Consider the following 14,927-nt stretch of genomic DNA (forward strand, 5'->3'; position numbering starts at 1 on the left):
AGGTTCAAATGTCCATCTCGAACCGCAAGCCGGGTGAGAAGAAGGAAGCGCCGGCCGAGCCGCTGAAGCGCTCGATTGCCGGCTGCATCAAGGCGCTGGCGCGAAAGCCGGACCTCGAGGTGACCTTCGCGTCGGATCGTCCTGCCTTCATGGGCGAAAAGATCCGCTTGCCTGAACCGCCCCGGCGGCTGACTCCGCAGGATGTGGCGATCCTGCGCGGCAACGCGGATTCCATGGCGCTCCGGCTCGCCTGTCATGACGGTGCGATCCATCGCAAACTGGCGCCCGAAGGCCAGGCGGCGCGGGCGGTCTTCGACGCGGTCGAGCAGGCGCGCGTCGAATCCATCGGGTCGCGTCGCATGGCTGGTGTCGCCTCGAACATTACGGCGATGCTGGACGACCGCTATCACCGTGGCGGCAAATACGAGGAAATTACCGACCGCGCCGATGCTCCCATCGAGGATGCGGTAGCGCTGATGGTGCGCGAGCGCCTGACCGGCGCCAGGCCGCCCGCCGCGGCGACAAAGATCGTCGATCTCTGGCGCGACTTCATCGAAGAGCGCGCCGGTGACGACCTCGATTCGTTGATGAAGAACATCGAGAACCAGCGCGATTTTGCCCGTGGCATCCGCGAATTGTTGTCCTCCCTCGACATGGCCGACGATTCGTCACTGGAATCGGATGACGAGGACAACGAAGACGAAAACGACAGCGAGCAAGAAGAGCAGCAGGGCGAGGGTGAGTCCGAGCAGGAATCGCAGGGCGACCGTGCCGAGATGGACGTCACCGAGGATGCCACCGACGATATGGAGGAGGGCGCGAGCGAGGATTCCGATGGGCCCTCGGGGGAGATGCCCGACGAGGCCGACGAGTCCGATTCCGAGAACGCCGCCGAATCCATGCGCCCACCTTCGCGCTCGAACGAGCATCGCGGCCCCGATTACAAGGCTTTCAGCACGAAATTCGATGAGGTCATCTATGCCGAAGATCTCTGCGATGCTGATGAGCTGACCCGCCTACGCGCCTATCTCGACAAGCAACTCGCCCATCTTCAGGGCGTGGTCGGCCGGTTGGCGAACCGGCTCCAGCGCCGCCTGCTCGCGCAGCAGAACCGCGCGTGGGAATTCGATCTCGAAGAGGGAACGCTCGATCCGGCGCGCTTGCCGCGCGTCGTCATGGATCCGTTCCAGCCGCTGACCTTCAAGCACGAGCAGGACACGAACTTCCGCGACACGGTCGTGACGCTGCTGCTCGACAATTCGGGTTCGATGCGGGGACGGCCGATCACTGTCGCGGCGACTTGCGCCGATATTCTTGCGCGTACGCTGGAGCGCTGCGGCGTGAAGGTCGAAATCCTCGGCTTCACCACCAAGGCGTGGAAGGGCGGTCAGGCGCGTGAATCGTGGTTGCAGAGCGGCAAACCGGCCAATCCCGGCCGACTCAACGATTTGCGCCACATCATCTACAAATCCGCCGACGCGCCGTGGCGGCGCGCGCGCAAGAATCTCGGGCTCATGATGCGCGAGGGACTGCTCAAGGAAAACATCGACGGCGAGGCGCTGGACTGGGCACACAAGCGGTTGCTCGGACGCCCCGAACAGCGCCGCATCATGATGGTGATTTCCGATGGCGCGCCGGTCGACGATTCGACCCTGTCGGTCAATCCCGGCAATTACCTCGAGCGGCACCTGCGCTACGTCATCGACGAGATCGAAACCCGTTCGCCGGTTGAATTGATTGCCATCGGCATCGGCCACGATGTGACGCGTTATTATCGTCGGGCCGTCACCATCGTCGATGCCGAGGAACTCGGCGGCGTCATGACCGAGAAACTCGCCGAATTGTTCGAGGAGAAGGCGCCCGCCGCTCCTCGCGCCGGCGTTCGCCGCAGGGCCTACGCTTGAGACTGAGCCGCCGATCTTTTCTGATCGGCGGGGGCGGCATCGCGGCGGTGGCGGTTGCGGGGCGAGCCCTCGCGCAGCGCCCGCAGGTCTTTCAAGAAGCCACGCCCATCGCGGTTCAGGCCAACCCCATCAGCCGTTTCTCGGTCGCCGACCCGGATCGTGTCCGCTTCGGCGACCTGGCTTTCCGCTCGGGCCTTGAACTGCGCTCCGCGGCGAAAGAATTCGGCGGGTTTTCTTCCTTGTGGCGTTCAGCAAACGGGCGCGATCTCGTCGCCCTCGCGGATAACGCCCAATGGCTGCGGGCGCGCGTCGAGACGACCGAAGGGCATTTGTCGGGACTAGCCGAAACGGTCCTGACGCCCCTGACCCTCGCTAACGGAAAGCGCCTGCGGCGAACACGATTCTACGACACGGAGAGCCTTGCGATTGCGGGGAACACGGCATTTGTCGGCGTCGAGCGCCGTCACGCGGTCATACGCTTCGCGTGGAACGGCAAAGCATTCTCGCAAGGCGCGCCGATCGGGCTGCACTCCAGCGTCGCGGACCTGGCGGACAATGAAGGGCTCGAAGCACTGGCCATCGCGCCACCGGGTTCGGCGCTTGCGGGCGCCCTGCTGGCAGTGGCCGAACGACTGCCCGATTCCGATCAGGTGACGCGAGGCTACATCCTCACCGGCGCGTCACAGGGAGAGTTCGAAATCGCGCGCTCGGATGGGTTCGGTATTTCCGACATGGCGTTTCTGCCGAACGGCGAATTGCTGCTCCTTGAGCGGCGATTCTCGATTTTCGCCGGCTTTACCACTCGTCTGCGCCGCATCCCAGCGGGCGCCATCCGCCCCGGGCGCCTCATCGACGGTGCGGTCATCTTCGAGAGCGACCCCTCCCAGCAGATCGACAATACGGAAGGGCTGGCGGTCCATCGCGAGGGCCGCGATATCATCCTGACAATGATATCCGACGACAACTTCAACGGTTTTCAGCGTACTCTGCTGCTGGAATTCGCCCTTGCCGGCTGAAACCTAAGCCTTTTGGAAAGACGGGCGCCGCATCACCGCCAAGATGGCGCCATAGGGCGCGATCGACAAAGCGGCGAGGAGCAGCTTCACCCCGTAATCGGCGATTGCCAGTTTCGTCCACGGCAGGGCGATGCAGGAATCCGCAATTCCTACCGCGCCGAGAAGATCCGAGATGGCCACGCCCGTGCCGGGGATGGCGCCACAATAGAAGGCGATCGAGAAGAACAGCGCCGTATCGAGGGCCGATGAAATCACCGAGGATACGAAGGGCGGAAGCCACCAAGCACGGTTGCGCAGGCTTGCGAAGATCCGGATATCGAGAAGCTGGGCCACCAGGAACGCGGCCCCGGACGCGATGGCGATCCGCGGCGTGGCGAGAGCGACGGACAGGATCACCGCCAACACGAAGCCGGCGTAAACCACCCGGCGCGCGCCTGCCGTACCAAACCGACGGTTCGACAGATCGGTGATCAGGAACGAGAACGGGTAGGTGAAAGCACCCCAGGTGAGATAATCGCCAAGGCCGAGATGACCGAAGGGATACTGGACGAGGATATTCGACGCCAGGACCACGAGGGTCATCGCCGCAAGGGCAATGCCGAAATCACGACGATCAAACCGGGTCAATGTGCTCATCGTTCCACTCAAGCTTGTCCTGAACGCAAAACGGGCGGCTTCAAAGCCACCCGCCTGCAAAATGCCGTCGTCGAGAGGTTCAGTTCGCCGAAGCGAGCTTCTTCTCGATTTCGCGCTTGATCGTGCGGGCGTTCTGCGACAGCTCGTCGCCCTTCGCCTTGGCGAGGAAGGCGTCGAGGCCGCCACGATGCTCCACGGAGCGAAGCGCGTTGGCGGAAATACGCAGGCGCACCGAACGCTTCAGCGTGTCGGAGAGCAACGTGACATTGCAGAGGTTCGGCAGGAACTTCCGCTTGGTCTTGCGATTCGAGTGGCTCACGAGATGGCCACTCAGCACGGCCTTGCCGGTCAGTTCGCAACGGCGCGACATGGTTCAATCCTATCGTCAAAATGGCGTCACAGCGTCAAAAGCAGCGGGTTTGCTTCGCAGATCCCGCGCCGCCGGACACCAGAAGTCCTTGGAAGGTGCGAGCCTATAGGCCGAAACCGGGTGCCGCGTCAAGAATAGGCCAAGCGGCCGGTCGGATTTTTTGCTATCCGGTCGCCACGATCTATACTGAATTGCGTGCCATTGGGCTTTGGTCGGGCCTGTCGATCGATTCTCCGGGAAGGTTTCATGCGTCTCATCGCATCTGCTCTCATCGCCACGATCCTGGCCGCCGCCGGCGCACGCGCCGAGGCGCAGACCCTGAAGGTGAACTACGACATCTCGTTGGCGGGGCTCGCCCTCGGGACGGCCGATCTGTCTTCGACCTTCGACGGGCCGAAATACAAGATGCAGGCGGCCGTGAAGCTCTCGGGGCTTGCCAAGATGCTGACCGGCGGCAAGGGCGCCGCCACCGCGTCGGGCGCGATTTCAGGCGCCAAGCCGCAACCCGCAGCTTTTGCCGTAACGTCACGCTCGTCCAGCGATCAGCGAACGGTGCGAATGGGTCTCACGGCCGGAGACGTCGCGGCCGTCGAGATCACCCCGCCCATCGATGAGAAAGCGGACCGTGTGCCTGTGAAAGATGGGGACAAGAAGGGCGTGGTCGATCCCGTCAGTGCCCTTCTCATGCCGGCCGTATCGGCCGGAAACCTCATGGATTCGGCCAATTGCAACCGCACGATCCCGATCTTCGACGGAGCTGCGCGGTTCGACGTCGTCCTGAGCTACGACGCCGTCAAGACTGTGGACAAGCCTGGGTATAAAGGCCCGGTTCTCGTGTGCAAAGCGCGATATGTTCCGATTTCGGGCCATCGTGCCCTCCGCCCCAGCACCAAGTTTATGGAAGAGAACAAGGACATGTCGGTCTGGCTGGTGCCTCTGGAAGCCCATCGGATTCTCGTTCCGGTCAGGATCTCCGTGCGGACCATGGTCGGCACAAGCGTCGTCGAGGCATCGCGCTGGTCCCTGGGAGGCGACGCCAAAATCATTCCGATCACGCTCGACTAGCCAGAACGCGTCCGTGCCGTTGGCGGAGTAGCCAGTCGTCACCATATAGCCGGTGAACCTTCCGGCGCAGGCCGGATCGACCCTTTAAGACGGCCCGTCACTTCCGGAACGGCCGTCTTTCACCCACCGGGATTTCGCGCAAAACCACGTATGGCCCGTCGCTCCCTTCTTCCGCAATTGCGCGCGCGCGGCGTCACGGCCGTTCTCGGGCCCACCAACACCGGCAAGACGCATCTGGCCATCGAGCGCATGCTCGGGCACGAGAGCGGCATGATCGGCCTGCCGCTGCGCCTTCTGGCGCGCGAGGTCTATCAGCGGGTGGTGGAGCGGGTCGGGGAGCACAACGTCGCCCTCGTGACCGGCGAAGAAAAGATCAAGCCCGATCGCCCGCGCTACTGGATCTCCACCATCGAGGCGATGCCCCGCGACCTAGACCTTTCCTTCGTGGCCGTGGACGAGGTGCAACTGGCGAGCGACCTCGATCGGGGGCATGTTTTCACTGACCGCCTGCTGAACCAGCGCGGACGCGACGAAACCCTCCTCATCGGCTCGAACACCATGCGGCCCCTCATCGAGGCGCTGATGCCGGGGGTTCATGTGGTGACCCGCCCCCGGCTCTCCCAGCTGACATTCGCGGGTGAAAAGAAGGTGTCGCGCCTGCCGCGCCGGACCGCGATCGTGGCGTTCTCAGCCGAAGAGGTCTATTCCATCGCGGAGCTCATCCGCAGGCAGAGCGGCGGCGCGGCCGTGGTGTTGGGGGCATTGTCCCCGCGCACGCGCAATGCTCAGGTCGAGCTCTATCAATCGGGCGACGTGGACTACCTCGTGGCAACCGACGCGGTCGGCATGGGTCTCAATCTCGACGTCGATCATGTGGCTTTCGCTTCGGACAAGAAATTCGACGGCTTCCGCTTCCGCAAGCTTCACAATGCTGAACTGGCGCAGATTGCCGGACGCGCGGGACGGCATATGCGGGACGGCACGTTCGGCACCACCGGCCGCTGCCCGCCCTTTGACGCTGCGACCGTCGAGGCCCTCGAGAGCCACACCTTCGATCCTGTGCGCATCTTGCAATGGCGTAATCCGGACATCGATTTTTCCTCCCTCGCCAAATTGCGGGAGAGCCTCGCGGAGCATCCGCGCGAGCAGGGGCTGGTGCGGGCGCCGATGGGGGAGGACGTCGCGGCCCTCGAACTTCTGGCCCGCGAACACGACATTTTGGGGTTTGCCCGCTCCAGGGCCGCCGTCGAGCGGCTCTGGCAAATCTGCCAGGTTCCCGACTACCGGAAAGTTTCGCCGCAGATCCATGCCGATCTGGTCGGCCAGATTTACCGCTTCTTGATGAAGGATGGGGCCGTGCCGCCCGACTGGTTTTCCCGGCATATCAACGCGATGGACCGGACGGACGGGGATATCGACACCCTCTCCAACCGCATCTCGCAGGTGCGCACTTGGTCCTTCGTCGCCAACCGTCCTGACTGGTTGCGTGATCCTGAGCATTGGCAGGGTGTTGCGCGTCAGGTAGAGGACAAGCTATCGGACGCGTTACATGAACGTCTCGCCCAGCGCTTTGTTGATAAGCGCACGAGCGTTCTCATGCGGCGCTTGAGAGAGAAAACGATGCTCGAAGCGGAAATCACGACCTCCGGCGACGTTACCGTCGAGGGTCAACATATCGGTCACCTGCACGGCTTCCATTTCGTGCCGGATCCACTGGCGGACACAGCGGAGGTCAAGACCCTGCGCAATGCGGCCAGCAAGGCGTTGGCAGGCGAAATCGGCGCGCGCGCCGACAGGTTCGCTGAGGCGCCCGATACCACGCTGGTCCTGTCCAACGACGGTACGATCCGCTGGATGGGCGATCCTGTGGCGCGCATGGAGCCCGGCGACCGGATCTTCGATCCGCGTGTCCGGATCCTGTCCGACGAGCATCTCGACGGCGCCGCCCGCGAAAAGGTCGAGACGCGCCTGCGCGCCTGGCTCAGGGCCTATATCGTGCGCTTGCTCGGGCCGCTTCTCGAGCTGGAAACCTCGCAGGACTTGACGGGTCTGGCGCGCGGCATCGCTTTCCAGATCGTCGAGTCGCTTGGAGTTCTTGAACGCTCGAAGGTCCTCAACGATGTCCGATCGCTCGATCAGGACGCCCGCGGCGCCTTGCGCAAGGCTGGGATCCGGTTCGGGGCCTATCACCTCTATCTGCCTGCCCTTCTGAAACCCGCGCCCCGCATTCTGGCGACGCAACTCTGGGCCCTTCAGAATGGCGGCCTCGATCAGAAGGGCATCGACGAGATTGCCCATCTCGCCCAATCCGGCCGGACATCGATCCCGGTCGACATCGAAATCGCCGCTGGGCTCTACCGTGCCGCTGGCTTCCGGGTCTGCGGCGGACGCGCTGTCCGAGTCGACATTCTCGAGCGGTTGGCGGACCTGATCCGGCCGGCGATTTCCTACCGTCCTGGAATAACCCCCGGCGAACCGCCTGCGGGAGCCGCGGATAGCGACGGGTTCGTTGCAACCGTCGCCATGACGTCCCTGGTGGGTTGCGCCGGTGATGATTTCGCCACGATCCTGAAATCTCTCGGCTACGCTTCCGAGCGCCGCGAGGGCCCTGCCATCACAGTTCCGCTGGTGGCACCTCCCAAACCCCTGGAGCCGCCGGTCGCGGCCGGCACGCCCGAAACGGTGCCGACAGAGCCGTCCGAGGTTCCGACTACCCTTGCGCCGGCTGCAGAGGCCGCAACCGAGGAGCCGACACCGTCCGCGGACGAGATGAGCCCCGACACGGCAGTGGTAGCCGAAGAAACGCCCGAAACAGTCACCGCGTTGGACACTGCCGCAAGCGCCGATCAACCTGCGCCGGAGGCCGCGACCGAGCAGCCGAACGAAGCCGCGCCCGAGCCGGTGCTCATCGATATCTGGCGTCAGCATCGCCGCCACGAAAGCGGACATGCCCGTCCTGCCCGAGGGCGACCTGACAGGGGCGATCGGCGGCCGCGCCAGGGCGAGGCGCAAGGGGCAAGGCCGGAAGGTCGTGCCGCCGGCGAAGCGCCCGCTGCAGAGCGTCCGACAGGGGATCGTCCCCCGCGCCGCGACCGTCGTCCCGATAACCGCCCTGAGCGCCGCGAGGGGCAGGGCGACGGGGGGCGGCCGCAGAACCGTCCGCCGCGCGGCCCGGGTCGCCCTGATGACCGGAGGGGTCCACGTCCCGAGAAGCGCTTCGACAGCCGGCGGGACAATCCGCCCGAGCGGCGGGAAAAGCAGCCTGATCCCGATTCGCCGTTTGCCAAGTTGCTGGCCCTCAAGGCGCAGCTTGAAGACGGGAAGAAATAGGCCAGGGCCTCATGCGTGCGGACAGACAGCGGCTCGACAAGTGGCTGTGGTTCGCGCGCTTTGCCAAGTCCCGCACCTTGGCGGCAAAGCTTGCCGGCAGCGGCTTTGTCCGGGTCAACGGCCAACACAGCACCGATCCGGCGAAAGGCCTCGCTATCGGGGACGTGGTCACGATCGCCCTCGAGAAAACGACGCTGGTCGTGCGTGTTGTCGACCTCGGAGCGCGCCGCGGACCTGCGCCGGAAGCAAGGCAGCTCTACGTCAACCTCAACAGCGACGATGGGACGCTTGTCAGGGACACTCACAGCAGCTAGAGCGGCGACGGCCGCCGCGCTTCGAGATCGGCCGAAACCGCCCGCGAAGGACCGCCATGACCTACGTCGTCACGGAAAACTGCATCAAGTGCAAGTACATGGATTGCGTCGAGGTTTGCCCGGTGGATTGTTTCTACGAGGGTGAGAACATGCTCGTCATCCACCCCGACGAGTGCATTGATTGCGGCGTTTGCGAACCCGAATGCCCCGCTGAGGCGATCAAGACGGATTCCGAGCCGGGTCTCGAGCAATGGCTTAAAATTAACGCCGAGTTGGCCAAGAGTTGGCCCAATATTACGCAGAAGAAAGATGCGCCGCCCGACGCCAAAGAATTCGACGGGGTGGCCGGCAAATTCGAGAACTATTTCTCACCCGAACCGGGCGAAGGTGACTGATCGGAAGCTTGAGCCAATTGGCCGCATCTTAACGCTACCATTGAAATATTTTTGCTTTTGAGGCCAACTGTGATAGGGTTCGTCCATGCCGTCACTCGTGCCCGACGTGCGTACTCCGCAGACAGACGGTTCATAACATGAAGCGAAACGCACGGCCGCTGTCTTCAGGTAGTTTCGGCTGCCAATCTTTAAAGGTATGGGCGTTTTTTCAGTTAACGGCCCGATCAGGCATATCAGCGGAAGCCGATAGTCCGCAATCATCATGATAGTTCTTCCGGAACCCTGCCGGTTGAACGAAATCACCCTCGCCCCACGGTGAGGAAGTGCAAGGAGGCCTCTCTCGCATGACGACCGCCAAGAAGTCCGCCCAGCGCCTCGGTTTCAAGACCGGCGAAGCGATTGTTTATCCCGCTCACGGCGTCGGCCGTATCACAAGTGTAGAAGAGCAGGAGATCGCAGGTTTCAAGCTGGAATTGTTCGTCGTCTCGTTCGACAAGGACAAGATGGTCCTGCGAGTCCCGACTGCGAAAGCTGCCACCGTGGGCATGCGCAAGCTCGCCGAACCGGCTCTCATCGAAAAGGCGCTGGATGTGTTGACCGGCCGGGCGCGCGTGAAGCGCACCATGTGGTCGCGTCGTGCGCAGGAATACGAGGCCAAGATCAATTCGGGCGACCTGATCGCGGTCACCGAGGTGGTACGTGATCTCTACCGCTCGGATGCCCAGCCGGAGCAGTCCTACAGCGAGCGTCAGCTCTATGAATCCGCGCTCGATCGCGTCGTTCGCGAGATCTCGGCCGTCAACAAGATCACCGACACCGAGTCCCTCAAGCTGATCGAACAAAGCCTTGCCAAATCGCCACGCCGCGCCGCCAAGGGCGAGGTTGACGTCGAGGCCGAGGCGGAAGCCGAGGACGTTCAGGAAGAGGCGGCCTGATCGCCATCCTGCCACCATTTGCAAGAAAGCCCGGCCTTGTGCCGGGTTTTTTGTGCCGAAACGCTTGTCTTCCGGGCAATTCAGCCTATCTCCGCAAACTTTGCTGTTTTGCCTGAACTTTTTCTCGCCGTCGCCGTTGAGAGGAAGCCAAGGGAGGACGCGATGGGAGAAATCTCAGGGGTTCGTCGCAAGTTTGTCCGCGCTGCCATGAATGCTCCGTTTCTCGAACGAGAGGAGGAGCGACTGCTGGCAGTCCGATGGCGGGACAATGGTGATGAATCAGCTCTTCATCAACTCACCGCCGCGCATATGCGCCTTGTGATCGCTCTCGCGGCGCGCTTCCGGCATTACGGCCTGCCGATGGCCGACTTGGTCCAGGAAGGGCATGTGGGCCTCCTGGAGGCGGCGGCACGCTTTGAGCCGGAGCGGGAGGTGCGCTTCTCGACCTACGCCACATGGTGGATACGCGCATCGGTGCAGGACTACATCCTGAGGAATTGGTCGATTGTGCGGGGTGGCACCAGCTCGGCCCAAAAGTCGCTTTTCTTCAATCTCCGGCGCTTGCGCGCCAAACTCACCAGAGGCGGCGAGGAGCGGATCGCCTATGAGGTGCACGAGAAAATTGCCGAGGCGATCGGCGTTTCGCGCGCCGACGTGGCCCTGATGGATGCACGGCTGTCCGCGCCCGATACGTCTCTCAACGCTCCCGTGATGGATGCAGATTCGTCGAATTCCGCTGAGCGGGTCGAGTTCCTGGTCGATAACAGCCCGTTGCCTGACGAGAGCGTCAGCAATGTAATCGACACGGAGCGGCGCGTGCTCTGGCTGAAGCAGGCGCTCGAAGTGCTCAACGAACGGGAATTACGCATCCTACGGGCGCGGCGCCTAGACGAAGAGCAGGTCACGCTGGAATTTCTCGGCACGCGGCTTGGCATTTCCAAGGAGCGTGTGCGCCAGATCGAGAACCGCGCCCTCGAAAAACTGAAGCGCGCGCTGCTGGAGAAGAATCCACAGGCAACCGGCGCGTTCGTATAATCGCCATTGCAAATGGCGCATTGTCTGCTTTCAGGCCGCGTTTTCTACTCGACCGCGATCTTGTAGCGCTCGCCGACCTTCAAGGCCTGGTTGCGATCGAGCCCATTGATCAACAGGAATCGGTCGAGTGGGCGGTCGATCGCCATGCGCGAGGCGAGGCTCTGGGCGGTGTCGCCCTCTCGCGCGATGACCACTTCGAGTCGCAACGGCCGGATCTCGCGCGCTTCCTCGGGTTGGACCTGCCGAACCGTCGCGAGCGTGCGCTGGAACAGGCCTTCGAGATCGCCCGAGCCGCTGCGGATCGCCATGATCAGCCGAAAGGTGGTGTTGCCGATGCGAATGGCGGAGAGGCGAAACGACCATTCCTTGCCGATCGACAGGGCGGTTGCGACCGGCAGGCCGTTCATGGTCTCGGTCCGCAGGCTTCCCGGCTCGATGGTGTCGTTCCAGGTGGAGCGCAGGACCTCCTCGAGACTTTGCCCGTTCGGCGTGTCGGCGGCATCGAACAGGAGCCTGCGCGAGCCGTCCGCCGAGGCGCCCAGCACCGCCTGCGAGGTGTTCTCCAGCGTGAAGCCTTCTGGCGCCTCAAAGGCGACGCCCAGGCGGGAATGGATGAAACGGCGGCCTCTCACCACCCCGTCGGCGGGATCATCGCCATAGGCAAGCCCCTCGAGGGCCGAGAGGTACTCGATCCGACCAGCCTCGCCGACGCCAGGCGCGCTGGCGCGACGGGCGGCCTGAAGCGCCAGCGTGATCCGCTCCCGTGTGCTCGGATGGCTTGCCATCATGTCGGCGCTGCCGTCGGAGCCGCTCGCCGAGCGCCCGAGCGCCGCGAGGAAACGGGATGCGCCGTAAGGGTCGAACCCGGCGCGCGCCAGAACCTTGACGCCGGCCTGGTCGGCCTCGAGCTCCTGCGAGCGGGAGAAGCTTGCCAGCGTGGAGCGGGATTGGTTCTGCATCGCCGCCGCCTCCTTGGCGTCGTTCAGAACATTTTCAGTCACGCGCTTGATCAAGGTGGAGCGCGCCTGCAATTCGCTGCGCTGCGACGCATGGCGAAGGGTCACATGGGCGATCTCATGCGACAGGACACCGGCGATTTCGGATGTGTCGTTCGCCAGCGCGAGCAACCCGCGCGTAACGTAGAGCCTTCCATTCGGCAGCGCGAATGCGTTCACGGCCGACGAATTGAGGATCGTGATCTGAAAAGACTCGTCCGGTCTGTCGCTGGCTTCGATCAACCGCTTGGTGACGTCGGACAGGAGGCGCTGAGCCTGCGGCGCGCGCGCTTCGCCCCCGAAGGCGGCAATGAGCCGCTCGTGATCACGGTCGCGGCTGCGCTCCGCACCCACGGTACGCGGCGCATCGGCGGGAAGCGACCCTGAACCGTCGAGCCCGGCGCAGGCGGCCAGCGAGCCGACGACGAGCAAAGTCCCAATCCGCATTCCGATTTTCAGACGTGTATCACTCATACCCGCTCAGCGTGGCAGCCGTTCGATCATCTCCGGTATCTCAACGGTAAGAGACGCCCCTTGCCAAGCCTCCAAAATGCCTCGGACCCTGACGTGCCGCCCCTTCAACGCCGCGGCATCGATGCCGCGATCGGTCATCCGTTTCCATGACTTTTTCGGAATGATGACCGTGAAATCCTCTGCCCATCGCCCTCCGAAGTTCAAATACGTCCATTGCGCGCGCTCGCCGACGCTCCGTACCCGTCCCTCGACGATGACGAAGGTTCCGATTCGGTCCTTGAGACGGTCTGCCTGGTCGGCGGCGATAGGCTTATAGCCAGCATCTGCCCAGAGACCAAGGCTTCGCTGTCGCGCCATCGCCTCGCGGTCAAGAAAATCGTCAGGGCACTGCGTGTCGACCGCACCGGGGTCGGCCAGCGCAAGGCCTGCCTCGATGAGTTCGCGACCGAAATCGAGCGCCGGCTCTGCCGGGCTTGCGAGCCGGAGGCGAACAGAGCGTCGGCCCCAGCGGTCCAGCGCGCCTGCGCCCTGAACCAGCACCCGAACCCCGATCCTGCCGCGCAGCCACGCGGCGGCGGCATCGCGGAAGGGTCCCTTGTCTGGCAGGCGGATCGCGGTGAGCTTGACCGTTCCGCCGCTCGTGAGGACGATATCGTTTTCCGCCGAGACGGCAGCGATGACATCCGCCACCGCCTCGTGCCGACACGACGCTGATGCCGGACGTTCGGCCTCGTTCGTCTGGGCGATGATGCGCGCCGGCGCTACGATGAGCAGCAAACCCGCAGTAGCCACAGCCATGCGGCTCGACCGCCTCACGCGCAACATCCCCCCAACCGCAACGCTCCTCCCAAGCTCAGCAGGGACAGCCTAGCACCCGTTTACGAGATCGCGAATTGTGTTAAATCATCCCCCGTGCGGTCCCGTAGCTCAGCTGGACAGAGCGGCGGTTTCCTAAACCGTAGGTCGGAAGTTCGAGTCTTCCCGGGATCGCCAGTGTTTTTGAGGGGTTGAGAGGGCGGTTCGGAGCCCGCGGTTGCCTCTCGGTTGCAAGTCCCAAATCGATACAAAATGACGGAAAAGGAACCTAGCCGTTAAGGTAGAGCTTGCTTATGCTTCCCTTGGGGAAGGTGGGCATGCAATTCCGACGGGGGCATAGACACAGCCGCTGGCGCATTCCGGCGCCGCGGCGGGCCAGAAAAATGGCCGGGGTCGCGGGCATCGGCTGCGTGATGTTTGCGGTTGTTGCCGTCACAGCCGGCAATTTTGATTGGCACCGCTACACCTCGATCGTTGGCTTTATCATTCTCGCCTGTGCGGGAAGTTGGGCGGTTTCTGCCCTTTTTGCCATCGCTTTCCAAACCAGCCGCCGTCTCTCGCGAGGGTCGACTCGGGGCGACAAGACCGGGCCTTGGGGACGGCGCACGCGCGGCAAGGTGGTTCGATTGCCCGAGCGCGGCAGCGCAGGAACCGTCGGACGTGTGATGCCGTCGTTGCCCTTGCTGTCCGGCGCGGTCGTCCTAGGAGGGATCGGCAGCTTTTTCCTGTTCCATGTGCTATCTGGCCGCGGCGACACAGGCGTTGGCGTCAATGTCTATCGCGGGGGCGAGATCGCGCAACTCGGACGGAGCAACGGAAGCGAAACCTCCAAGAAAACCATCGGGAGGGCTGGCGAAAGCGACTATTCGCTTTGCAGCTCAATCATCCGGCGCTCATGCGTGATCGACGGCGATACGATCCGGCACGGCTGGACCAAGATCCGGATCGCGGACATCGACACGCCTGAGATCTCCGAACCGAAATGCGCGTCCGAGGCAGCGCTCGGCCATCGCGCCAAGGAGCGGCTTCTGGAACTGCTCAACGACGGACCCTTCGAGGTTGTCCATCCAGGAGGGCGTGACGAGGATGTGTACGGCAGAAAGCTTCGGGTCCTCATGCGTGACGGCAAGTCCCTCGGCATGATGCTCGTTGATGAGGGAATGGCCCGACGTTGGACCGGAGCTCGGCGGAGTTGGTGCGGGTAGCCGTCTACCGGGACGGGACGCAGGGTATTGGAATTTGAATGGCAGTCGAACTACTCACTCAGATTTGGCGAACTCGCTATTCCGGTTTTTCCAATAAATCGTCTTCCACAAGTTCGTCAGGGCTGAGGCGTAACGTTGGTCTCGCGGATAGTGAGCGACTTCCTCTCGGCCAGATTGATTGTCAGCGTCAGGGCCAATGGAACGCCGGCGATACCACGCCTTCGCCCGCCAGCAATCTTATCTCGGCTGGCACGACCGGATCAACTTGGAGCTCTCGACCTGAGAGAGACGATCTTGTAGCAGCACCACAAGCGACCGTCGCATTCGCTAAGCCACGGTATGCGATTTGAACTATGACGAAGTGGTCCGGCGATACAAGGCGTCGAATAATTTTAGTCGGGATCGGAGTCGGACGAGCATGCCGTATAGATGGACCG

General features: G+C 63.2%; 13 protein-coding genes and 1 tRNA gene. 10 read left to right on the plus strand and 4 right to left on the minus strand.

Annotation, left to right across the window (positions count from 1 at the left end; genetic code table 11):
• Nucleotides 1-8 precede the first annotated feature (8 nt).
• Complete coding sequence (gene cobT, locus FEZ63_RS21930; RefSeq protein ID WP_150948749.1) at nt 9-1,904, plus strand: cobaltochelatase subunit CobT; 1,896 nt, start codon at nt 9-11, stop codon at nt 1,902-1,904.
• Nucleotides 1,901-2,920, plus strand: coding sequence for an esterase-like activity of phytase family protein (locus FEZ63_RS21935; protein WP_162419819.1), 1,020 nt, complete (start codon nt 1,901-1,903; stop codon nt 2,918-2,920). Before cobT ends, FEZ63_RS21935 begins: the two co-directional genes overlap by 4 nt.
• Nucleotides 2,921-2,923: 3 nt before the next feature.
• On the opposite strand, the gene FEZ63_RS21940 is transcribed toward FEZ63_RS21935, so the two are convergent.
• Both FEZ63_RS21940 and rpmB read right to left on the minus strand, forming a co-directional pair.
• A complete protein-coding gene (locus FEZ63_RS21940; RefSeq protein ID WP_150948756.1) occupies nt 2,924-3,556 on the minus strand; it encodes a queuosine precursor transporter in 633 nt (210 codons plus the stop codon).
• A 79-nt stretch (nt 3,557-3,635) separates the two neighbouring features.
• Nucleotides 3,636-3,926: a 50S ribosomal protein L28 gene (rpmB, locus tag FEZ63_RS21945; RefSeq protein ID WP_150948759.1), complete on the minus strand. Its 291-nt coding sequence runs from the start codon at nt 3,924-3,926 to the stop codon at nt 3,636-3,638.
• A gap of 246 nt (nt 3,927-4,172) precedes the next feature.
• Here rpmB and FEZ63_RS21950 point away from each other — a divergent pair, with 246 nt between their 5' ends.
• The 6 genes from FEZ63_RS21950 (at nt 4,173) to FEZ63_RS21975 (ending at nt 11,000) form a co-directional block, all read left to right on the plus strand.
• Nucleotides 4,173-4,991 carry a DUF3108 domain-containing protein gene (locus FEZ63_RS21950; RefSeq protein WP_150948762.1) on the plus strand — a complete coding sequence of 273 codons (819 nt, stop codon included), beginning with the start codon at nt 4,173-4,175 and terminating at the stop codon, nt 4,989-4,991.
• Between the two features lie 150 nt (nt 4,992-5,141).
• Nucleotides 5,142-8,321, plus strand: coding sequence for a helicase-related protein (locus tag FEZ63_RS21955; RefSeq protein ID WP_150948765.1), 3,180 nt, complete (start codon nt 5,142-5,144; stop codon nt 8,319-8,321).
• Between the two features lie 11 nt (nt 8,322-8,332).
• On the plus strand, nt 8,333-8,635 hold the full coding sequence (locus tag FEZ63_RS21960; RefSeq protein WP_150948768.1) for an RNA-binding S4 domain-containing protein: 303 nt from the start codon (nt 8,333-8,335) through the stop codon (nt 8,633-8,635).
• 56 nt (nt 8,636-8,691) lie between these two features.
• The gene (gene fdxA / locus FEZ63_RS21965; RefSeq protein WP_150948771.1) at nt 8,692-9,030 is read left to right on the plus strand and encodes a ferredoxin FdxA; all 339 of its coding nucleotides are present in this window, start codon (nt 8,692-8,694) and stop codon (nt 9,028-9,030) included.
• A 344-nt stretch (nt 9,031-9,374) separates the two neighbouring features.
• On the plus strand, nt 9,375-9,965 hold the full coding sequence (locus FEZ63_RS21970; RefSeq protein WP_150948775.1) for a CarD family transcriptional regulator: 591 nt from the start codon (nt 9,375-9,377) through the stop codon (nt 9,963-9,965).
• 162 nt (nt 9,966-10,127) lie between these two features.
• Complete coding sequence (locus FEZ63_RS21975) at nt 10,128-11,000, plus strand: RNA polymerase factor sigma-32 (RefSeq protein WP_150948778.1); 873 nt, start codon at nt 10,128-10,130, stop codon at nt 10,998-11,000.
• A gap of 44 nt (nt 11,001-11,044) precedes the next feature.
• On the opposite strand, the gene FEZ63_RS21980 is transcribed toward FEZ63_RS21975, so the two are convergent.
• Together FEZ63_RS21980 and FEZ63_RS21985 are read right to left on the minus strand one after the other, a co-directional pair.
• Entirely contained in the window at nt 11,045-12,469 is a 1,425-nt protein-coding gene (locus tag FEZ63_RS21980) for a M48 family metalloprotease (RefSeq protein ID WP_244622931.1), read from the minus strand.
• A 6-nt stretch (nt 12,470-12,475) separates the two neighbouring features.
• Nucleotides 12,476-13,267, minus strand: coding sequence for a thermonuclease family protein (locus tag FEZ63_RS21985; protein WP_150948781.1), 792 nt, complete (start codon nt 13,265-13,267; stop codon nt 12,476-12,478).
• A gap of 118 nt (nt 13,268-13,385) precedes the next feature.
• Here FEZ63_RS21985 and FEZ63_RS21990 point away from each other — a divergent pair.
• A tRNA-Arg gene (locus tag FEZ63_RS21990) sits at nt 13,386-13,462 on the plus strand.
• A gap of 206 nt (nt 13,463-13,668) precedes the next feature.
• A complete protein-coding gene (locus FEZ63_RS21995; RefSeq protein ID WP_244622932.1) occupies nt 13,669-14,490 on the plus strand; it encodes a thermonuclease family protein in 822 nt (273 codons plus the stop codon).
• Nucleotides 14,491-14,927 lie beyond the last annotated feature (437 nt).

The sequence above is a fragment of the Microvirga brassicacearum genome (genome assembly GCF_008757455.1).
Taxonomy (GTDB): Bacteria; Pseudomonadota; Alphaproteobacteria; order Rhizobiales; family Beijerinckiaceae; genus Microvirga; species Microvirga brassicacearum.

Coding starts and splice junctions, on each gene's coding strand:
- FEZ63_RS21980 (WP_244622931.1), bottom strand. CDS start 12,469: ATGAGTGATACACGTCTGAAAATCGGAATGCGGATTGGGACTTTGCTC.
- FEZ63_RS21975 (WP_150948778.1), top strand. CDS start 10,128: ATGGGAGAAATCTCAGGGGTTCGTCGCAAGTTTGTCCGCGCTGCCATG.
- FEZ63_RS21950 (WP_150948762.1), top strand. CDS start 4,173: ATGCGTCTCATCGCATCTGCTCTCATCGCCACGATCCTGGCCGCCGCC.
- FEZ63_RS21995 (WP_244622932.1), top strand. CDS start 13,669: ATGGCCGGGGTCGCGGGCATCGGCTGCGTGATGTTTGCGGTTGTTGCC.
- FEZ63_RS21985 (WP_150948781.1), bottom strand. CDS start 13,267: ATGGCTGTGGCTACTGCGGGTTTGCTGCTCATCGTAGCGCCGGCGCGC.
- FEZ63_RS21955 (WP_150948765.1), top strand. CDS start 5,142: ATGGCCCGTCGCTCCCTTCTTCCGCAATTGCGCGCGCGCGGCGTCACG.
- rpmB (WP_150948759.1), bottom strand. CDS start 3,926: ATGTCGCGCCGTTGCGAACTGACCGGCAAGGCCGTGCTGAGTGGCCAT.
- FEZ63_RS21970 (WP_150948775.1), top strand. CDS start 9,375: ATGACGACCGCCAAGAAGTCCGCCCAGCGCCTCGGTTTCAAGACCGGC.
- FEZ63_RS21960 (WP_150948768.1), top strand. CDS start 8,333: ATGCGTGCGGACAGACAGCGGCTCGACAAGTGGCTGTGGTTCGCGCGC.
- cobT (WP_150948749.1), top strand. CDS start 9: ATGTCCATCTCGAACCGCAAGCCGGGTGAGAAGAAGGAAGCGCCGGCC.
- FEZ63_RS21940 (WP_150948756.1), bottom strand. CDS start 3,556: ATGAGCACATTGACCCGGTTTGATCGTCGTGATTTCGGCATTGCCCTT.
- fdxA (WP_150948771.1), top strand. CDS start 8,692: ATGACCTACGTCGTCACGGAAAACTGCATCAAGTGCAAGTACATGGAT.